Source organism: Nostoc sp. NMS9 (genome assembly GCF_017114995.1).
Lineage (GTDB): Bacteria > Cyanobacteriota > Cyanobacteriia > Cyanobacteriales > Nostocaceae > Nostoc.
Genome location: NZ_JABXKL010000002.1, coordinates 140,474 through 160,951, shown reverse-complemented (window position 1 = coordinate 160,951; position 20,478 = coordinate 140,474). Strand labels below are relative to the sequence as shown.

15 protein-coding genes and 1 pseudogene are annotated in these 20,478 nt (G+C 41.2%); 8 read left to right on the top strand and 8 right to left on the bottom strand.

What is annotated here, in order from left to right; genetic code table 11:
• Window positions 1-143: 143 nt before the first annotated feature.
• The gene (locus HWQ40_RS01160) at window positions 144-1,589 is read left to right on the top strand and encodes a deoxyribodipyrimidine photo-lyase, 8-HDF type (RefSeq protein WP_292774493.1); all 1,446 of its coding nucleotides are present in this window, start codon (window positions 144-146) and stop codon (window positions 1,587-1,589) included.
• A gap of 50 nt (window positions 1,590-1,639) precedes the next feature.
• Complete coding sequence (locus HWQ40_RS01155; RefSeq protein ID WP_292774486.1) at window positions 1,640-2,179, top strand: hypothetical protein; 540 nt, start codon at window positions 1,640-1,642, stop codon at window positions 2,177-2,179.
• A 94-nt stretch (window positions 2,180-2,273) separates the two neighbouring features.
• Here HWQ40_RS01155 and HWQ40_RS01150 read toward each other — a convergent pair whose 3' ends face one another.
• The 6 genes from HWQ40_RS01150 to HWQ40_RS01125 all read right to left on the bottom strand — a co-directional run bounded on the left by HWQ40_RS01150 (window position 2,274) and on the right by HWQ40_RS01125 (window position 7,819).
• The gene (locus tag HWQ40_RS01150; RefSeq protein WP_292774485.1) at window positions 2,274-3,251 is read right to left on the bottom strand and encodes a hypothetical protein; all 978 of its coding nucleotides are present in this window, start codon (window positions 3,249-3,251) and stop codon (window positions 2,274-2,276) included.
• Window positions 3,252-3,324: 73 nt separating this feature from the next.
• A complete protein-coding gene (locus HWQ40_RS01145) occupies window positions 3,325-4,545 on the bottom strand; it encodes an MFS transporter (protein ID WP_292774484.1) in 1,221 nt (406 codons plus the stop codon).
• Between the two features lie 395 nt (window positions 4,546-4,940).
• Window positions 4,941-5,735: a hypothetical protein gene (locus HWQ40_RS01140; RefSeq protein WP_292774483.1), complete on the bottom strand. Its 795-nt coding sequence runs from the start codon at window positions 5,733-5,735 to the stop codon at window positions 4,941-4,943.
• Window positions 5,736-5,769: 34 nt separating this feature from the next.
• Window positions 5,770-6,030, bottom strand: a complete 261-nt coding sequence (locus HWQ40_RS01135) for a hypothetical protein (protein WP_292774482.1) — start codon at window positions 6,028-6,030, stop codon at window positions 5,770-5,772.
• Between the two features lie 506 nt (window positions 6,031-6,536).
• Window positions 6,537-6,935: a TIGR02588 family protein gene (locus tag HWQ40_RS01130; RefSeq protein ID WP_292774481.1), complete on the bottom strand. Its 399-nt coding sequence runs from the start codon at window positions 6,933-6,935 to the stop codon at window positions 6,537-6,539.
• Window positions 6,932-7,819 (bottom strand): TIGR02587 family membrane protein, encoded by an 888-nt coding sequence (locus HWQ40_RS01125; RefSeq protein ID WP_292774480.1) that lies wholly within the window; start codon window positions 7,817-7,819, stop codon window positions 6,932-6,934. Before HWQ40_RS01125 ends, HWQ40_RS01130 begins: the two co-directional genes overlap by 4 nt.
• Before the next feature lie 387 nt (window positions 7,820-8,206).
• Here HWQ40_RS01125 and HWQ40_RS01120 point away from each other — a divergent pair, with 387 nt between their 5' ends.
• The 5 genes and pseudogenes from HWQ40_RS01120 (at window position 8,207) to HWQ40_RS01100 (ending at window position 11,117) form a co-directional block, all read left to right on the top strand.
• Window positions 8,207-8,389: a CsbD family protein gene (locus HWQ40_RS01120; protein ID WP_292774479.1), complete on the top strand. Its 183-nt coding sequence runs from the start codon at window positions 8,207-8,209 to the stop codon at window positions 8,387-8,389.
• Window positions 8,390-8,904: 515 nt separating this feature from the next.
• A pseudogene (locus HWQ40_RS01115) lies at window positions 8,905-9,336 on the top strand (transposase family protein); the annotation flags it as partial.
• Between the two features lie 43 nt (window positions 9,337-9,379).
• Window positions 9,380-10,030: a CatB-related O-acetyltransferase gene (locus HWQ40_RS01110; RefSeq protein ID WP_292774478.1), complete on the top strand. Its 651-nt coding sequence runs from the start codon at window positions 9,380-9,382 to the stop codon at window positions 10,028-10,030.
• Between the two features lie 428 nt (window positions 10,031-10,458).
• Window positions 10,459-10,809, top strand: coding sequence for a hypothetical protein (locus tag HWQ40_RS01105; protein ID WP_292774477.1), 351 nt, complete (start codon window positions 10,459-10,461; stop codon window positions 10,807-10,809).
• Window positions 10,810-10,991: 182 nt separating this feature from the next.
• Complete coding sequence (locus HWQ40_RS01100; RefSeq protein WP_292774476.1) at window positions 10,992-11,117, top strand: hypothetical protein; 126 nt, start codon at window positions 10,992-10,994, stop codon at window positions 11,115-11,117.
• A 31-nt stretch (window positions 11,118-11,148) separates the two neighbouring features.
• Here HWQ40_RS01100 and HWQ40_RS01095 read toward each other — a convergent pair whose 3' ends face one another.
• Both HWQ40_RS01095 and HWQ40_RS01090 read right to left on the bottom strand, forming a co-directional pair.
• A complete protein-coding gene (locus tag HWQ40_RS01095; RefSeq protein WP_292774475.1) occupies window positions 11,149-12,720 on the bottom strand; it encodes an adenosine deaminase in 1,572 nt (523 codons plus the stop codon).
• An 839-nt stretch (window positions 12,721-13,559) separates the two neighbouring features.
• The gene (locus HWQ40_RS01090; protein ID WP_292774473.1) at window positions 13,560-13,820 is read right to left on the bottom strand and encodes a hypothetical protein; all 261 of its coding nucleotides are present in this window, start codon (window positions 13,818-13,820) and stop codon (window positions 13,560-13,562) included.
• Between the two features lie 428 nt (window positions 13,821-14,248).
• Between HWQ40_RS01090 and HWQ40_RS01085 the strand changes: the two genes are divergently transcribed.
• A complete protein-coding gene (locus HWQ40_RS01085) occupies window positions 14,249-20,416 on the top strand; it encodes an AAA family ATPase (RefSeq protein ID WP_292774471.1) in 6,168 nt (2,055 codons plus the stop codon).
• Window positions 20,417-20,478 lie beyond the last annotated feature (62 nt).

Here is a 20,478-nt window from a genome sequence, read left to right as displayed (position 1 = left end):
CAATGCCCAATGCCCAATGCCCAATGCCCAATGCCCAATGCCCAATGCCCAATGCTATTAAAAGAATAAATTTATCGCCAGAATGATGCTTATTGGTACCACTAGCATCTAAGCTAGTACGGGTGAACTATATCCTGCATGGAATGTCTGACTTAATTCTGTTTTGGCATCGGCGCGATTTACGCATTTCTGATAATACGGGACTGGCTGCGGCAAAACGGCAGAGTCCGAAGGTGGTGGGCGTATTTTGCCTCGATCCGCATATTCTAGAACGGGATGATGTTGCTCCTGTGAGAGTAACTTATATGATTGGCTGTTTGCAGAAACTCCAAGAGCGATATGCTCAAGTTGGTAGCCAGTTGTTAATACTCCACGCCGATCCTGTACAAGCGATACCAGCTTTAGCAGAGGCTTTGACAGCCAAAGCTGTTTTTTGGAATTGGGATGTAGAGCCTTATTCACAAGAACGCGATCGCACCATTATAAATGCCCTCAAAGAAAAAGGTATTGAGTTTCTTAACCAAAACTGGGATCAAATCCTCAACTCCCCAGAGGAGTTACGCACGGGTAGTAACAGTCCTTACACGGTTTACACCCCCTTCTGGAAAAATTGGCTTACTAAACCAAAGAGTCAACCAGTAGAAACATTGCAAAATGTTGAGGGATTAACGGAAGCTGAACAGGAAATTGCCAAACTTGCAGGAGCGATCGCACTACCTTCAGCAAAAGATTTAGGATTTATTTGGGATGGAGAATTAATTATTTCACCAGGAGAGGCGGCGGCACAAGAACGATTAGAAGAATTTACTAATAAAGCCATTACTGAATATCAAGAACAGCGCAATTTTCCCGCAGTGGACGGTACATCACAACTGAGTGCAGCTTTAAAATTTGGCGTAATTGGCATTCGCACCGTTTGGCAAGCCACGATAGAAGCACAGGAAAACAGCCGCAGTCAGGAAACAGCAGTTAATATCCGCACATGGCAACAGGAATTAGCTTGGCGGGAGTTTTATCAACATGCAATGTATAACTTCCCTGAATTAGCTGATGGTGCTTTCCGCGACGCCTTTAAAAACTTTCCTTGGCAAACTAACGAAAAACACTTCCAAGCTTGGTGTGAGGGGAGAACAGGCTATCCCATTGTGGATGCAGCAATGCGTCAGTTAAACGAAAGCGGCTGGATGCATAACCGCTGTCGGATGATTGTTGCCAGTTTCCTCACTAAAGACTTGCTAATTAATCCCCAATTGGGAGAAAAATATTTTATGCAGCACCTGATTGATGGTGATTTATCTGCTAATAATGGCGGTTGGCAATGGAGTGCTTCTAGCGGCATGGACCCCAAACCCGTGCGGATTTTCAACCCAGCCAGTCAAACACAAAAATTCGATCCAGAGGGGGAATATATTCGGCAATGGGTGTCAGAATTGCGGTCTGTAGATCCAGAATATTTAGTTACTGGTAAAATTCCACCTTTAGAACGTCATGCTGTTGGCTATCCTGACCCAATTGTGGATCATAAAATCCAACAACAGCAGTTTAAACAGCTTTATCAACAGCAAAAAAATATTAGTAATGGTGAGTAAAATAGTTGGTTTTTTAATAGACATTCCCGAAAATGATATAGGCATAATTAATGAATTGTGCCTACCAAATTATTATTCCTAATTCTTTTAAAAGAATTCCTGAAGTCAAAAATTCTACCTCTAGCAAAGATAAGCGTGCTGATTTTCTCATTGAAACTTCAAGTTCATATATCATATTAGAATGCAAAAGTAGTATTATGTCTGCCGATACAAGCGCCTATTTTCATGCTGATAAACTTGCTGATGTTTGGTGTCGAATTCATTCTGCATTTGAGCAAATTGGCAACACAGTAGAAGCTTTAAAACTTTACGACAAGCCAGTGATTCCTCTTATTTTGACTTTTTATGACAGTATTGCTGCATCTACAGTATTTGAGGAGATGGTAAAGCAAACTGACTATTGCTCTCGTCTGGGTTTGAATATACCGCCAATTGTGCATTCTCTACATGAATTTGAACATTGGATTTCTGAGAGAAGTCTTAATAATTGGGCAGAATCAATTCTTTCAAAACAGAATGCTTCTTCTCCTATACAACGTGATAATAAGGGACATAATTATGGACACTTAAACAATATTTCAATTCTTTAAAATTTATCTTAATAACCCAGATGAGTTAATATTTTATCCTAATTTTTAAATTCAGCCTGCTGGAGTTCAACGAGTTAACAACGCTAACATAATATTACGTCTTGACAGGTAAACGAGAAATTGTCCATAAGATGAGCAGGAAGATTAAGTAAATTGCGCCAATTAGCCCAAATTCAATCAGAGGAATATAAGTTACTTCGTAAATTCTGCCCAAGCCTCGTTCGGTCAATCCATAAACCGCAAGTACACTCACTAAAAAAGCACCGTAGATAGTACGTTTAGTCAAGATACCCACAGATAAACCGTGGAGTTGAGTAAGCACCAGAATGCCAAAAAAACCAAAGAGAAATGTGGGCCACTTGCTTTGCCCTAGCATCAATGACACAATCACACTATGCAAAAGCACCGTAATTTCCAAAGTGAATGTCCACCAACGGTTTACATGGGTGTGGTTAAATATCAACGAAGATTGAAGCAGAAGCAAGAACATATAGAGAAAACCAATTAAGTGCCCCAAAGTCGCTTCCATTGGATGATACCAAAAGGTGTAGATAGCGGCGAAGGAGAAAAAATAGCCGTGGTACATTTTGATAATTTGCAAAAACTGTTGATGGAATGGAACAGAATTGCCAAAAAACAAACCGCGTCGAGGTGTTTCTAAAATCAGTACGAAGACTAGTAGGAATACAACCGCACCTTGAGAAGCCCAAATTGAAGTATCCTGAGCTAGAGCATCATACCAAATATATGTTTGGAGAAAGTGTAAAGCAATGAATACACCATTAATGGCAAGCATGAGGTAATTTATCGGATGCAACGCTGATTTGTATTTCAACTGCGATCGCTGCGCCCACAAGATACATGCCCAGATGCTAAACTGATGCCCAAAGTACATACCCCAAGCCGTCGCTCGACTCCAAAAGGTTGGTTGGGGAAGCTTCCAGTAGTACCAGTTTAATCCTTGGTCAGGAAGTTTGATGATGCTTGCAGGAATGCTCCCACCGATCCAAATTGCGTAGGTGATGAGGATGCTTACAAAGATGCCTAAAAATAATACTCGGCGACCTGTCATATTAATTCGTAATACTCGCCAAAGGCGAGAAGCAAGCTACATAATTCGTAATTCTTAATTAATACCTAGATTTTCAGGCGACACGTTCTGTTTTCGATTCAGATGTACTTTTAGTTACTCGCAAACTAAGAGTCAAAGCTACTATCATTACTAAAGTTCCACTCAAAAAAGGAGCAGAAATCCCAAATTTTATAAAACTAACTCCTGCCCACGTTGGCCCAGCGATGCGTGCCAATGCAGAGCAAGAACCGGCAATTCCTAATATTTGTCCTTGTTCTTCTGGAGGTGTCATCTGGGAAATCAAGCTGTTCAATATTGGTTGACTGACACTAATTCCCCATGCCACAAGTGTGGTGGCTACTAATAATAAAATTAAGCTTTGTGAGAATCCAATTAACAGTAATCCTAAGCCTAATCCTAATATTCCCAAGATAAGTAACTTGATTTCACCCAATTGTTTCTTGAGGAATCCGATTAGTCCTCCTTGAATTATTGTGCTGACAATCCCCATGAAAGCAAAAAGATAACTAGCTTGTTGAGGGCCCCAATTTAATTGCTGCTTAGACCATAAAGCTAATGTAGAGTCCATAGCTGCAACAGCAAAGGTGACTAAAAAGTAGATGCCAACAAGTAGACAAAACTGTGAACGCTGTGACAGATGTAGCAAGTTTAGCGAGCGCTGACGGTGGCGATGAACTTGAATTTTGGCTTTAGTCTCAGAATTTAGAGATTCTGGAAGTAATATCAAAGCACAAAGAAATGCTAATAAAGATAATCCGGCTGCAAACAACGACGGTAGAAGAAAGTTAGCGTTGTTCGGATCTGACCCGATTAGAAGACCTCCAATCGCTGGGCCGAGAATAAACCCAAGACCAAAAGCTGCCCCGATTACACCCATGCCACGAGCTCGATTACTTGGTGTGGTAATATCTGCTATGTACGCCTGAGCAGTGGCAATATTCCCTGACATAATCCCAGCAAGACTACGAGCAATAAACAAAATCCATAAGGAGTTGGCAAAACCTAAGCCTGCGTATGCAATTACCGAGCCGAATAAAGTCAGTAATAAAATCGGACGGCGACCGTAGCGATCGCTAAATCTGCCCCATAATGGTGCAAATAAGAACTGCATTAAAGAATAAATAGCTACAAGTAGAGTCGCTTCATTAGGTTTTGCACCAAATTGTTCAGCATACAAAGGCAGTATCGGCAGAATAATTCCGAAGCCGAGCAAGTCTATAAATACAGTCAAAAATAAGACGAATATAGCCCTGCTATTATTTTTACTCTCCATCTGTGCAATTCCATTTTATAAAAAAGATGTGTAACTTGGATTAGTTTTAAGAACATCAGGGAATGCTTGATTGTAAAGAGCTATTGATTACAAACAGTAATCAGTACAAACAAAATGTTTGAATTTCGGTGTGGTTGAGCAAAATAGCATGGAATAAACCCATGATGAAAATCAAGCCAATAATACTACTAATGAAAGCAACTATAATTTCGTGCTTCCGTATGGCTTTTTGTATCTTAGCGTCTATGATGTTTTCTAATTCTTTGTATAACATTGAGTTGAATTTGGTTAAAGACAAGAATTATCTGGAACTTACGTTACATACTTACATAAGTTTGAGTATGTCCGAAATCTCTAACTTATTAAATGAAAACTATTTCGATGCTGTGGGAGTGTTAAGTATGTTTGCGTCGTTTCAAAACAGCACCTGAAACACCAAAAGCTAATATCGCTAAGGTATAAGTTGGTTCGGGAACTGCAAGAATGCTTACCTGATTAATAGCCAAGCCGTATTGTGGAGCAGAACTGCTAAAAACAAGTCGTGAGATGTTTGGAGTGTCACTACGAATCCCCAAGAATACTGCCGAATTATCTAATGCTAAGGAAGAAATATTTGGAACTGAGAAAGTACCCAATAGGTTATTGGCGTTATCAAAAGCGGCGATCGAATTTTCAATTTTCAATTTACCAGTGTCTACAGCTATCTGAGTTCCAGCGCCAAAAACTGGCTGGGCAAAACTAATCGAAAAAGGCCCGCCGTTCCCCTGAGTGCCAGGATCGGGAGTACCAGGAGGAAGAGGGATAAAACCTGTTGGGTCTATACCTCCGAAGAGAATAAAATCACCTAGACCAAAGTTACTCCGAATGCCAGGTGGAGGTAAAGTTTGAAAGACAAATGGTGGAGTAATTTGAGGCTTATTAGTTGGAGTTATATTTATATCCAAGCCTAAACCACGTTGCGATGTTGCTGAAAAAGAGTTAGGTAGAAAAACAGAAAAATCAGGGGCAGAGGGATTAAATACTTTACCTAAACTTTCCCAATTAACTTGATCGTTGCCTCCTAAACCAGCACGCTCAGTTACTAAAAATGTAGCGGCTTTAACTGGTAATGGGAGAACTGTTATTATGGCTGTGATTGCTGAAAAATATTTTACAGATAACTTAAATAATTGATTGATCGTAACTTCCACAATGTTTACTCCTTAATTTTTTAAACTAATATCATCAAAATGCAACAATTAAATACTCAGGATGAAGCAATGCGTTGTTCCGATCAAGAGAGTTAAAACAACTGCTATTATCGCGCCGACCGCTCTGAAATTTGTCATTGCCTCCATTACCAGCCAACTTGTCATTATTCTTTCCAGCATCAATTAGGTTATCTGCAAGACTAGCAGAGATATTGTCATTGCCCTCATAAGCAAAAATCCAATAGTCATGACCAGTACACACCAATAAATCATCATTAGCAATACTAATAATCATAGATATAAAATATTCCTTGATAGTTTTGTATATCAAATAATTTTGATATTTGTAATACTTACATATTACAAATATCAAAATTATAAATTTCTGATGAAATATGCCTCAAAACAGTTAATCCTATTTTATATCTCTGACAAGAGAAAAATACAATAATTTATTTACTAAAATTATTTAATTTCTTCAAGGCTTTCAAAAAGGCGAGGGCTATTGTGTTGGAAATATGGGGAAGCAATAAAATATAGTACTGATACAGCAGATTTCAACTTCTCTACGAACGCGAACAGCGTATCAAAGACAGACTCTACGTCAACGTCAGGTACAGAATACCCTACCAGCGCGATCGCCCGCACCCGAACTCAACTCTTAGCGCACTGGTTAGGCAGGCAATGCCCGACTTGTTCGCTTCCCACGATGAAAGCAAGTGGGGTGAAGGTTGAGTTCGGATATACTTCCAACAAATAGATTATGCAATATTGTAGGGTATTTTTTTATTTGTCAGTCCCCTATGGCAATTTATAGCTACCAACACGTAGATTTAACTGACCTTGGCGCGGGTTATGGCTGAATATAAATGCGCCTTCTTCGCTTTCCCCACTAGATAAAAAGTCAATCTGTTGCTCTCCTGTTTCTGTAACTTTGCCGTTAATCAGTAACTCAGCCATAATCTGAACTGACTCAGCTGTATCTCCTCCACTATTCACAACTTCAAAAGGAACATAAAACTGGCCATTAATTTCTCGAATTGTTTGTTTTTTAGTAACAGAAAGGATGGGAGGTTGATTTTTTTCGTTCAGCCAAGTGTAGCCTACTAGACTCACAATGATTGCCAGGATGAATGAGGCGATGCTGAATGTTATCCACTCAGCTATTGAGCGCTTTGGTTGTTGTTCTGTTTTAGTCATATTGCTAACCTTCCAGCTGCACCACCAATAGTTGCAGGTAAGCCCAGTATCAATGTGTGATCTAACCACATTGTCCAGGGGTCGCTAAGAGTTAACTTTTGAAAGAACCACAGCATAAAAGCGCCTGCTAGCAATGATACTAGGTAAGAAATAATGGTTTCGCTTGATGGTCGTTGAAAAATTCCCTTTTGCTCTTTACGTTTTTGCTGGTTAGAAAAACCTGCCTGAAATACAATGCCATAAGAAATCAGCAAAGATGCGGCGATCATTGCCAACTCCCAAGGTGGAGAGGTCGCGGCTGCAAGCATAGGAATTTCATCTGTGGGAGCGATGTTAAATGCAATTATGGTTGCACCAATCAGGGTTCCACCCACATCAGCAAAGGTGGCGTGTAACTCATCCCCTTTGTTCTTGGTTGTGCTATTTTCCCGATCGCTTGCTTGTCCTTTTCCATTGCTGTTTTCAGTATCTCCCATAAACTGATTCGCTAATGCTACACCGAGAGCGAAGGGCACACTTTCAAAGATGATTTTACCTAAAGATTCTTTTAGGGAGGTTTCTGGTGTCAATTCTCGCAATAGTAACAGCACAAAGGTAGAACAAGCTAATCCAATCGCGATCGCTTCGACGGTATCCATTAGAGCTTGATGAGCTAGCCAGGTATATCTGCGTTTGCGAAAGCCTTCTGTGTAATTGAGCAAGTAAACCACAATAAACATTAATGCGATCGCCGTCATTATCAGTTGTGATTTTGCCAACGATCCAATCCACCAAACCTCCATTGTGTAGAGTAGAGGTATGCCAAATAAAAAACCTCCACAAGCACCTCGAATGATGTCATTAATCTCATTCTTCCAGACATTTTTTTGACTTTTTGTTGGCACTCCTTTATTTCCCTTTTATTTAAATTTTGCTTTAACTTATAGTTCATTTATTTGGGAAAAAGTTATTTTTTTAATATATATAAATTTTATTTATCAGATTTTCATATTTTGTATTATGTGCTACTATACTGATCGGCATCTATCTTAAGTTAATATAATTTACCAAAATATTCTCTCGGTTGATGGAAGTAAAAAACAATACACAACTGTTAAATTATTTAATAGCTTAGGGACTTCCAAGAAATTAAATAACCCAATATTTTATTTCTTGTAGGATGAGCGTTTTGCCCGTCCTGTGAAATGGGCGGGCTTTTCGGCCCACTTTGCAAGTAGTAATAATTTATTTTTGGAGTTCCCTGAATCAACTACAAGCTGGAGATAAAAACCATGAGTACCGAAAAGAGAATAGAAGCGACTACAAAAAATATTGAAGGAAAAATTCAAGAGGTTGTGGGTGAAATAACAGGTAATCCACAAGATAAAACTGAAGGACAAGCAAAGCAAGCTGAAGCCCAAGTCACTCACACCGTAGAAAATATTAAAGACGAACTTAAGAAAGCTTTAGAATAATTTCGCTTGTCGAGTCCAAATAGCGATTTTACCGATGATTGACTCCTAAACTTGTAACATTAATTGCTCCACTTTCTATAAGTTAGTGGGGTTTTTTATTGCATAAAATCTGAAGGTGAGTGATATCTGATGACCAGGATCTAATCCGTGGTCTAACTTATTACCATTGGTGGCCGCAAACAAATAGAAGTTTTACTACGTGCATTTAACCGGATTTGATATGATTGGTAGGTAATGCCAAGTATTTGACTACAATTTACTCACTGGTGGCTAGCCATCAGCTAATCATACGTAAACAGCTGAACGTTGCTACAATCAAGGCATTTACGCGCCCGCAGCTTTTCGCCTTCCCCCCACCCAGCCCCATCAGCACAGAAATACACCCACTGACTTACTGATTCTCCACGGTACGACCCCTTCAGAAAATTTTGTGAACCGCAGATAAGACCTCTTGCAAAAGTTTTTTGTGATATAATATCTGGTTTGACTTCCTAAGTAAAATTACTGAGTTAAAAATGAAATACTCTCAAACCAAACAATTGTCTTCCACAAAATTTAAACGACTGACAGGAGTTAATCGTAAAACTTATCGATTGATGGTTCGTATAGTTAAAGGTAAAAAAGCATTGCGCAAAAAATCTGGACGTCCTCCGGAATTAATTGTGGAAGATCAAGTTTTAATGGTTCTTCAGTATTGGAGAGAATATAGAACTTATTTTCATATAGGGCAAGATTTCGGAATTGCAGAATCGACAGTTTGTCGTATAGTTCATAACATTGAAAACATTTTAATCAAGTCCCGAAAATTCAGTTTACCAGGGAAGAAAAAATTATTAAATACATCTGTATCAGAAGACTTAATTGTCATGGATGTTATGGAAAGTCCGATAGAAAAACCACAAAGACATCAAAAAGCATTTTATAGTGGTAAACAAGAAGAACATACTTTTAACCTCTTACGGATAACCTGTTGAAGTGTGGATATCTTTTATGACTATGCTCGAATATACTTCTCCTCCCATTTGGCTAAATGCTCATATTCAAGACCCGCGTATCAAAGTTGGAGATTACACCTACTTTGATCGGCACATCAGTTTGGCAATATTTACCCCAAAAGATCGGATTGAGATCGGAAAGTTTTGTTCTCTGGCTAAGGATATCGTTATTTTTGGTGGAGGAAACCACATTATGACAAGAGTAACGACATTTCCTTTCAAGTGGTTATCTGCGGAAGCTTCTCCAGAAGAACGTTACACCGATGCATCTGCTTGCGGGGTGACGAATATTGGCCATGATGTTTGGATTGGGCATGGAGCAACGATTTTGTCAGGGGTGAAAATTGGGAATGGTGCAGTTGTGGGCGCACAGGCTGTTGTTGCTTGTGATGTTCCTGCGTATGCAATTGTGGTCGGTAATCCAGCTAAGATAATTCGGTATCGGTTTGAGCCTAAAACAGTAGAACGGCTGCTAGAACTATCTTGGTGGGATTGGGAGTCACACAAGATTGCAGCTAATTTAGATTTGCTATATACCAACCCGGATGAATGGCTACCAGAGATCCAGTTGAAACAGCCACAAGCAGATGTATTGAAATTGATCGGGATGCCGCCATCAGCAGAACACAGAACAGATAGGTATTGAGCCGAGGTGCCACTTCCACATCCTAGACATCTAGATGTTTGAACATCTAAATACAAAGATTTTAGTTTGATTTATTTCTAAAATATGAAAAGTTAGTAATAGGTCAGTTGGCGAGCTACCCCAGAAGCAGCGAGGTGTGATCGCCTTAAGGCAAGAAATAGGACATGGCGTTTCTTGTAGACTACGGTTTTTGTGATTCGGTTGGTTGTTCATGAGCTTTGCCCGATAAATTCTGAGTGCAATCTTCAGCAGCTATTGGGCCAAAGTGCGATCGCGATCGCTTGAGATTGAATTACCGATTTTCCCCAACTGACGCGCTTAGTGACTTTAGTCATGTTTAAGTGGTGACATTTGCTAGATATCTTTTCTTGATTATGCAGAATATATTGGCAATATACAAGTTAAGTAAAACAAGGATTAAAGGATATATGAACCGCTTAAAATCTATTCTTCTTGGTGGTTTATTAGCTTCTGTTTCAATTGCTGCTCTTTCAACTCATGCTAATGCATCTGAAGTGAATTTTCGCAATGAACATTTAAATACTAATACTATTGCTTTTAATAACGCTAAACTAATTCGTGAACGTCAATTGCATGAACAGCAGGTTCGTGAACAAAAGGCTCGTGAATTACGTGAACGCCAAGCTCGTGAACAAAAGGCTCGTGAATTACGTGAGCGCCAAGCTCGTGAACAAAAGGCTCGTGAATTGCGTGAGCGCCAAGCTCGTGAACAAAAAGCTCGTGAATTGCGTGAGCGCCAAGCTCGTCTTCATCACTAAAATTTGAATTTTTACTCGCTCTGCGATCGCCCCGCATTCCCATCACCCTATCTCCTGTAAGATAGGGTGAAATTTTGTTGGAAATTAAAAATGAAGGTTAAAGATTTAAGCAGATTCACGTTATTTTCTTATTTTGGCAAGCTGCATAATAGATGTAACTATAGTTACTGAGGCTTACTTAGATGTTTAATCCAGCAGCTAACAGTTATAAAGAGAAAGAGTTTTGGGAAAATGCTAGTATTCAATTTGAAGAAAGTCCTAAAGAACCGAAAAACTTGACTTCTAAAAAAGTCGCTGCGGTTAAATAATTCGTCACTCTAGATTTTTCTTGAAAGTCAATCAAAGCGAGTTCCGCAATGACTCAAACCGAGCAAATTCCGACTCTAGCTGCCATTGAATCCGCGCGTGCTCGTTCTTGTGCAAAAAAGCACTGCACCTTTGAGAAACAGAAGTATCACCAGGGGTATCGCTTTCACAAGTTGGAACCATTTCCTTAAACTCAGGCGACTTCCAGAGACTATTTCCCGGAGCGAAACTATATTCTAAGCTATTGCGAGCTAGTCGCTTGAGGTCTTTATATCCCAGCCCATATCTCGTTGCCGCTAACAGATACTCATGACTCAAATCAATGCGGGAAATGCCTTCATCATCGGAAGCAAGGGTCATTGGTACCCCAGCCTTCCAATACTCCCTAAAAGGATGTTGATCTCCCTGGACATTCAAAATGACCTCATTACTGGTCAGGCAGATTTCGACCAACACGCCGCGTCGCTTCATTTGCTCCATCAACTCGAAGGGACGCTCCTCAAAAAGAATATCCACACCATGTCCGATGCGAGATGCCTGTGCCACTTCTACAGCTTGCCGAATATGGAAACGTAAATCTTCGGTCGGAACCAATCCCAGGGTTAACTCTCCAGAATGGAGCGCGACCTTGACATTGGGAAATTGGCGTTTTAAAAATTGCAGCATTTGCATTTGCAGGGTGTAGTCACGCAGCGCAATCGGGTTATCTTCCGGGGCGACGAGATTGATGCCAACCACACGCTTTTCCGATGAAGCTAATTCAAAGGCATAAGCTAACTGAGCAAACACTTCAACGGGTGACTTTGTTCTTGTCGTTTGCTGCAAATAGCGCACCGTCACAGCACATCCGGGCTGTGCTGATAGAGTTCCGCAACCAAGTGTTTTCCAGACTTCGCGCTCCAACTGTTCTAATTGCTGGCTGCCGAGTATCACTAGCTTGCTTAATCCTCCTTTGAGCAATTGACGGTGCATCTCTTGCAAATCTTTATTCCAACCAACTTCACGCCCTAGCTGTCGAACCTCACTCCCCTGAACGGTAAGCATTAACTCTAGATAGGTAATATGCTGCGAAGCTGCCCGATTTGCTACTTCCGCGACCATATCATCCCGGCGACTCGCAGAGTCTGATATTGTCCCAAAACCACTAAAAGCGTCAAAAAATTGGTCGTGTCCGGATTTTCCAGCAAATTGGAGGTTACGAGTAGACCAACGATTTATTAGGGAATCATAAACAGATGTTCGGTTTAACAATTCTGAGGCTGGAAAATAGCTACTGTCCTGACCGCAAGCCTTAGGTTCAACTAAAGCCCCCACCTTTGGATTCACACAATACCCATCGATGGCAGCCCACTCCAGATAGTGTTCTGCGTACACAGCCCCGCTTAGATGACTGTGGATATCTCCTCCCTTCGGCATTCGTTGTACAAATGCTCGTAAAGCTGCTGGCTGCGCGCGATGGGCTTCAAACCAACTAGCAGCTTGAGCTTCACTCCGAGTCGAGGACTGCTGCGAATTAGATGGGACTTGGGCTGCTACACTGAAGAGAAAACAGCTAGAACTCGTTAATACTCCTAAAAACAAAGATAAAGGCGCTCGTCTATGCATATAGATTTATTTTTTTGTAAAACATTGACAGAACTCTCTGGTTTAATTGCCGCATCATTGTAGTGTTTATCTGCGGTAATAAGCATTGAAACAGTCATAAGATGTCCGGCATAGGCTGCAAGTAGTTTTTGAGTTGTCGTGGTGAAAAACAATAACTCTACTACGAAGTTCCTTACCTTTTCATGCTCTTATTTTGGCAACGGTATTGTACTTATGATCTAATCTCATGGTTTTCAAGTTAAGAATATAGTCTTATAGACTGAAAGGGATGATACTCAGTATGAGTGGAGTTCTCATGCTGTTTAAAACCATCAACTATCAATCTCTATAAGCTAGATAAACTATAAGCTAAGATAGATACGTATTAATGAATTCTATATACTCGAATCAGAACTTATCATCTTTTAACATTGTATTGAACTCTGAAAAGAAGGTTGTTGACATTAGTTCCGTAGGATGCTCTACAAGTAATCGTTTAAACCTAAATGATGAACGTCATAATGAAGAGTCTATTGTCAAAGCTCGTCTAAGGGATTAAAGGTGGTTGGCATCCACCTGATGAAGACCCGCGACAAGTAAAAGAGTTTTGATTTGCAATTTCTTAAACTGTATGAGTAAAAGCAAAGTTTTTAGCCTTGGAGAAACTGATATTTGATGAAAAGTGCGAGCGCACGCTCGGTGTTTTTAGGGGTTATATCAAATCCGGTTAAATGCACGTAGTAAAACTTCTATTTGTTTGCTGCCACCAATGGTAATAAGTTAGACCACGGATTAGGTCCTGGTCATCAGATATCACTTTGCAACGTTGAAATAAAGCCTCTTCTAAGTGATCTAAAGAATCAAAGGACACGAAGCGCGATCGCTTCATTAGTTACTGGCCATAACCTAACTGAAGAGTTGAAGTTCGGGAGAATGTGAAGGCATCGTTGAGGCGATACTTTTCGACCCAACAACTCGCTCATCCAAGCTGCCACCTTGGGACCATTCCATAAACCTGCATCTGCGGGTAAGGAATGCAAAATTTGCCATAATTGCGCTAATTGGACATCATCTAACAATGGTTCCGTGCCTGTGTTATTTTGCCTACGGTCTCCTAGCATCTTTGCTCCGTAACGGTTATAGCTGCGAACTAGCTCATAAATCCACGACAACCCATATCCCGTAATTGAAGCGACTTCTGCTGTGGTCTTGCCAAGAGATAATAACCAAATAATTTGCTAATGAGTCCGTGCGATCGCCTCTTTTGATTGGCGATAACGATTTTCTAGTTCCTCAATACTTAGGTGAGGTTCTATACAAATGCGTCTTGGCATATACTTCGTTACCTGATCCACTTAGACGATTATACTATGTGCAATCAACCGGATTTGATATTAAACCCGTTTTGGAGTCTGAAATCATAGTTTAGTTATCAATCTTTTATTTCATCAAATTTATTATCAATTACCAAACAGCAAGTAATTATTCTCAAAATGAGAATTGCTGTATAGTTTGAGGTATGCCAGATTATAGTCTTAAGAGTTGCTCTATGATTGCTCTACCTGGTATTGCCATCCAAAACAAGATATATGAAAGTTCTAATTCTCTAGTTTATCGGGGCATCAGAGACGATGGAGTAGGGATCGTCGTAAAAATGCTAAAGCTTGATTATCCCTCTCCCCAAGAACTGACTCGCTACAGACAGGAATATAAAATTACCCGCTCCCTAAAATTAGAAGGAGTTATCAAAGCATACAGCCAGCAGGACTATCAACGCACTCTGGTGATTCTCTTAGAAGATTTTGGGGGAGAGTCCCTAGAGAAATGGATGCACAAGCGCCCAGAGAACTTCTGCCCCATGCCCTTATCCACTTTTATCGGTGTTGCGATTGCTATTTGCGACATTCTGGGCAGAATCCATGCAGCCAATGTCATTCATAAAGATATCAACCCTGGAAACATAGTCCTCAATCTGGATACTGGCGTTGTCAAAATTATTGATTTTGGGATTGCCACCCAATTTAACCGCACGAATCCGACTTTCAAAAGTCCTCATGTTTTAGAAGGGACACTTGCATATCTATCTCCAGAGCAAACCGGGCGGATGAACCGTTTACTCGATTACCGCACCGATTTTTACTCCCTTGGTGTGACGTTCTACGAACTGCTAACTGGACATCTGCCGTTTCCCACAACGGACATTCTTGAGTTAGTCCACTGCCATATCGCCAAACAGCCAGATCCACCTCATGAACTGAATACAACAATTCCTAAGCCAGTTTCAGATATCATTCTCAAACTGATGGCGAAAAATGCAGAAGAACGCTATCAGAGTGCTTGGGGAATCAAAGCGGATTTAGAAATCTGTGCTGAACAATTAGCACAAATCGGTCAAATCTCTAGCATTCAACTGGCGCTTCAAGACGCTTCGGGTCAGTTTCAAATTCCCCAAAAACTGTATGGGCGGGACAAGGAAGTTGCAATGTTACTGGCGGCGTTTGATCGCGTAGCGTGTCCAGAGTCAAATTGCGTCGCTGCTTTATCAAACAATTCGGAAACGACTTCACAAAGAGAACAAGCGGGCAAACCAAAATTCCAAGTCGAAATGATGTTGGTATCTGGCTATGCTGGAATTGGTAAATCTGCGTTAGTGCAAGAAATTTATAAACCAATTACCCAAAAGCGTGGTTATTTTATCTCTGGTAAATTTGATCAATTTCAGCGTAATATTCCTTACAGCGCGATCGCAGATGCTTTGCAAAAATTGATACAACAATTGCTCAGTGAGCCAGATGAGCATCTGCAACAGTGGCGATCGCAACTTCTAAGGGCTTTGGGAACCAACGGACAAATTATTATTGATATCATCCCGGAAGTTGAATTAATTATCGGCAAGCAGTCGCCTGTACCAGAAGTTGGAGCAACTGAAGCTCAAAATCGCTTTCATCGAATCTTTGGGCAGTTTGTGCGAGTGTTTTGTTCAGAGTCACATCCCCTTGTGATCTTCTTAGATGATTTGCAGTGGATAGACTCAGCAACGCTGAAGTTAATCGAGTTGATGCTGCTGGATGAGCAAACCCAATCACTATTTTTGATTGGAGCCTATCGAGATAATGAAGTAAATCCAACGCATCCATTAGCATTAATGCTAGAGAGACTGCGAAAACAAGGGGCAAAGCTTCAGGAAATTACCCTAATACCATTAACGCTTGAGCCGTTGAGTCAGTTAATTGCCGAGACGCTACATCAGAATGCAGACACCGTTCGTGCGTTAGCTGAGTTGGTGTTGCGTAAAACTGAGGGCAATCCCTTCTTTGTCAGTGAATTTTTGAGAATGTTGCATAGCGAAAATTTATTGACCTTTGACCCCCCTCAATCCCACGCCAGATGCTACCCTGCGGGAACGCTAAGAGCGAACAAGTCGGCAGAGCCGCCCAACGCACTGGCTCCCCTTAGTAAGGGGAGCCACTCTCGTGCGGGGGTTCCCCCCGTTGAGAGAAGTGGCGTGGGAAGTAAAGGGGAGTGGCAATGGAACATAGCTCAGATCCAAGCCCAAAATATCACCGATAATGTTGTAGAATTAATGCTGGTCAAGTTGAAGAAACTACCCGAATCTACACAGCAAATTCTCAAATTAGCGGCTTGTATTGGGGCTGAATTTAATTTAGATGTTTTATCAATTGTTTGCGACCAATCACCTCAATTAGTTTTTTTAGATTTACTCCCTGCCATACAAAATGGATTAATTCAACCCTTATCTGAATTGGATGAAAACTTGTTAATTAAAGAGCATAAGTTTCTGCATGATCGCGTACAGCAAGCTGCCTATGCTTTAATCGATGAGGCGCATAAACAAATTGTTCATTTACAAATTGGTCGCAATCTACTATGCAAAACTTCACCGGAGTGCCTATCAGATAGGTTATTTGAAATCGTTGATCATTTGAATCATGGGATTGAGCTTGTCAGTGAGCAACCTGAACGAAATGAAATTGCTCGATTAAATTTAATTGCCGTGCAGAAAGCAAAAGCAGCGATTGCTTATGGTGTGGCGAAAAAATATTTAGCTACAGCAAGAGTTTGGCTGGCAGCTTCTAGCTGGCAAATAAACTATGACTTGAGCTTAGATTTATATTTAGAAACAACAGAAGTCGCGTACTTGTGTGGCGATTTTGAGCAGGTAGAATATTGGGTGGCGATCGTTCTACAAGAAGCCAGAACGGTTCTTGACACCGTGAAAGTTTATGAAGTCAAAATTCAAACCGACATCGCGCAGAACCACCTATTAAAAGCAATTAACACTGGATTGCAAGTGTTGCAGCAACTGGGGATCAGTTTTCCCGAAACCCCCAGTCAGTTAGATATTCAGCTTGAACTAGACGCAATCGCATCACTCTTTAGTGAGAAGCAGATTAAAGACTTGATCCATTTGCCGGAAATGACCGAGCCAGAGAAGTTAGCAGCAATGCGAATCCTATCTAGAATTACGATTACGGCCTGGATTGCCGCTCCTGATTTAATGGCCTTACTGGTATCTAAACAAGTCAGCTTATCATTCGAGCATGGAAATTCATTTGCGTCTTCCTTTGCTTATGCCAACTTTGGATTAGTTCTGTGTGGAAAGGTCGAAGACATCGAGACTGGCTACGAGTTTGGACAGTTAGCTTTAAGGCAGTTGTCACAACCTAAGTCTCATTCACTCATAGCTAGAACATCCCTCATCGTGAATACCTTCATTATTCATTGGAAAGATCATGTGAGAGACACATTACAGCCATTACTAGAGATTTATCAAAGTGGGCTAGAAACTGGGGATTTAGAGTTTGCCGCCTATGGCGCTCACTCTTATTGCTTTAACTCCTATGTTGTCGGAAACGAACTTGTGGAGGTTGAACGCGAGATGGCGGCATACAATGAAGCACTCCGTCAAATCAAACAGGAAATAGCACTAACCTGGAATCAAATATTTCACCAAGCGATCGCAAATTTGATGGGATACTCGGTCAATCCAACCCGTTTAGTTGGCAAATTCTACAATGAGGAGAATGGATTGCCACAACACGAAGCAGCAAATGATGGAACTGCAATCTTTGATGTCTATTTTAATAAATTTTTCCTGTGCTATCTATTTTGTGAGTATGCTCAGGCAATTGAAAACTCAACCATAGCAGAACGTTATTTAATCCGAATAACAGGCACACCTATTGCGCCTTTTTACTACCTATATGATACTTTGACAAGACTCGCAACATACCCTGAAAGCAGCGCTCAAGCGCAAGAGGAAATCCTCAAAAAAATTGCAGTTAGCCAGGATAAAATAAAGCAATGGGCACATTATGCGCCCATGAATCATTTGCATAAATATCATTTAGTGCAAGCAGAGACTGCACGAGTTTTGGGTCAGTTGCTTGAGGCAGAAGAATTTTACGAGCAAGCGATTCAAGGGGCTAAAGACAACGAGTATTTGCAAGAAGAAGCATTAGCATACGAATTAGCTGCTAAACATTATCTGGCAAGAGGTAGAGAAAAAATCGCCCAAACTTACATGAAGGAAGCACATTACTGCTATGAGCGATGGGGAGCATATGCGAAAGTCAAAGATTTAGAAACTCGCTATCCTCAGCTATTTCCTCAATCGTCGGGTATGGCTTACGTGCCAATCCACAAAACTTCTGGAACCACCTCTAATCGCTCACCCATCGCTTTTGATTTAACGGCAGTGATGAAGGCATCCCAGGCAATTTCGAGCGAAATTGAACTAGATCAGCTGCTTGGTTCCTTGATGCAGATTTTGATCGAGAATGCTGGCGCACAAACTGGATGTTTGCTTTTGGAAAATGATGGAGAATGGGTAATTGAAGCTTCTTGTGAACTTAATGATGGCAATAATATCTGTGCTACGCGAGTGCTGCAATCGATGTCAATGGCAAATTGCTTACCCGAATCAATCATTCAGTATGTGATCCGGACTCATGAAACTGTCATCTTAAATAATGCGGCTCGTGAAGGTAATTTTATCAATGAGCCATACATTCAGCACAACCAAACTCAATCACTGCTCTGCTTACCGCTGCTGAATCAAAGTAAGCTGGTTGGCGTATTGTATCTAGAAAATCAATTAGCGGCTGGGGCATTTACACCCGAACGATCGCAGATATTAAATCTGTTATCATCCCAAGCAGCGATCGCAATCGAAAATGCCAGGCTCTACTCCAAGCTACGCGCTAGCGAAAGTAGAATGAAACAATTTCTAGAAGCGGTTCCAGTAGGAATTGGAGTATTGGATGCGGCTGGTCGCGTTTACTACGTCAATCAACGGGGAATTCAGCTAATGGGTAAAGGGATTGATCCTTCTGTGGCATCGGAGCAAATCCCAGAGGTTTATCAATTTTATCTGGCGGGAACAGACCAAAACTATCCAACTGAGAAACTACCAGTTATTCGGGCATTGAGCGGCGAATGCACCACAGTTGACGATCTGGAAATTCACCAAAACAACGCAACCATTCCAGTCGAGGTGTGGGGAACTCCTATCTTTGATGAACAGGGTAATGTAGCTTATGCGATCGTAGCCTTTCAAGACATCACAGAGCGTAAACAAGCAGAACACCTCTTAGCCAATTACAACCGCACTCTAGAGCAACAGGTAGCAGAACGAACTGCGGCTTTACAAAAAAGCGAAGCCGCACTGCGCGATGTCTACGACGAGCTTCGCCTACGCGAACAAGAATTACGACTAATCACCGACGCTCTACCAGTTCTTATCAGCTACGTGGATGCAAATCAGCGCTATCGGTTTGTTAACCAGACTTATGAGGTCTGGTTTAACCTTAGTCAAGATGAGATTTTGGGCAAGTATGTTCATGAACTCCTGGGTGAGACGGTTTATCAACGGGTTGAGCCGTTTATCAATCAAGTGTTTGAAGGGCAAACTGTAACCCTGGAAGCAGAAATTCCCTTTTCACTGGGTAAAAGGTGCATCAGTGCTACCTTGATCCCCGATTGCGATCGCAATGCTCAAGTCAGAGGATTCTACAGTCTAATCACAGACATTAGCGAACAGCGAAACGCTGCACTGCGTGAACAAAAACGCGCCGAGCAAGCCTCAATTCTGGAAGAACGCAACCGTATGGCGCGAGAAATTCACGATACGCTAGCCCAGTCATTCACAGGCATTCTTGTTCAAGTAGGAGCTGCAACACAAGTGCTAGCGGACGATATAGAAGCGACACAGGCACACCTGGAAATAATTGATGAACTAGCACGAACCGGACTTGCTGAGGCGCGTCGATCGGTGGTAGCGCTTCGTCCTCAGCTATTGGAGGATGGTAATTTACATAGTGCCCTTCATCGCCTTGTGACTCAAATGAGAGCCGCTGCCGATACCGCTCTGATCTACGAAATCAAAGGCACAGCCTATTCCTTGCCATCTGAGGTTGAAAATAACTTACTACGAATTGGACAGGAAGCATTAACCAATGCTATAAAATACGCTGATGCTGCGGAAATTCGTGTTGAGTTGGTATATGACAATGCCCAATGTATTCTGCGCGTTAAAGACGATGGACGAGGTTTTGGGGTTGGTACGATCCCATCTGTTGGCGGATTTGGATTGCTGGGAATGAGCGAGAGGGCAGAACATCTTGGAGCGCAACTGAATATTCAGAGCCAACCTGGACAAGGAACAGAAATTGTTGTCATTGTAAATCGAGAGTGAGAATATTATTAAAAATGCACTAGTTACAAACGCAACCTGTAGTAGCTCAATTTCTAATTCTT

Coding starts and splice junctions, on each gene's coding strand:
- HWQ40_RS01100 (WP_292774476.1), top strand. CDS start 10,992: ATGTTTAATCCAGCAGCTAACAGTTATAAAGAGAAAGAGTTTTGGGAA.
- HWQ40_RS01105 (WP_292774477.1), top strand. CDS start 10,459: ATGAACCGCTTAAAATCTATTCTTCTTGGTGGTTTATTAGCTTCTGTT.
- HWQ40_RS01095 (WP_292774475.1), bottom strand. CDS start 12,720: ATGCATAGACGAGCGCCTTTATCTTTGTTTTTAGGAGTATTAACGAGT.
- HWQ40_RS01110 (WP_292774478.1), top strand. CDS start 9,380: ATGACTATGCTCGAATATACTTCTCCTCCCATTTGGCTAAATGCTCAT.
- HWQ40_RS01120 (WP_292774479.1), top strand. CDS start 8,207: ATGAGTACCGAAAAGAGAATAGAAGCGACTACAAAAAATATTGAAGGA.
- HWQ40_RS01155 (WP_292774486.1), top strand. CDS start 1,640: ATGAATTGTGCCTACCAAATTATTATTCCTAATTCTTTTAAAAGAATT.
- HWQ40_RS01090 (WP_292774473.1), bottom strand. CDS start 13,820: ATGCTAGGAGACCGTAGGCAAAATAACACAGGCACGGAACCATTGTTA.
- HWQ40_RS01150 (WP_292774485.1), bottom strand. CDS start 3,251: ATGACAGGTCGCCGAGTATTATTTTTAGGCATCTTTGTAAGCATCCTC.
- HWQ40_RS01130 (WP_292774481.1), bottom strand. CDS start 6,935: ATGACTAAAACAGAACAACAACCAAAGCGCTCAATAGCTGAGTGGATA.
- HWQ40_RS01160 (WP_292774493.1), top strand. CDS start 144: ATGTCTGACTTAATTCTGTTTTGGCATCGGCGCGATTTACGCATTTCT.
- HWQ40_RS01085 (WP_292774471.1), top strand. CDS start 14,249: ATGATTGCTCTACCTGGTATTGCCATCCAAAACAAGATATATGAAAGT.
- HWQ40_RS01135 (WP_292774482.1), bottom strand. CDS start 6,030: ATGATTATTAGTATTGCTAATGATGATTTATTGGTGTGTACTGGTCAT.
- HWQ40_RS01145 (WP_292774484.1), bottom strand. CDS start 4,545: ATGGAGAGTAAAAATAATAGCAGGGCTATATTCGTCTTATTTTTGACT.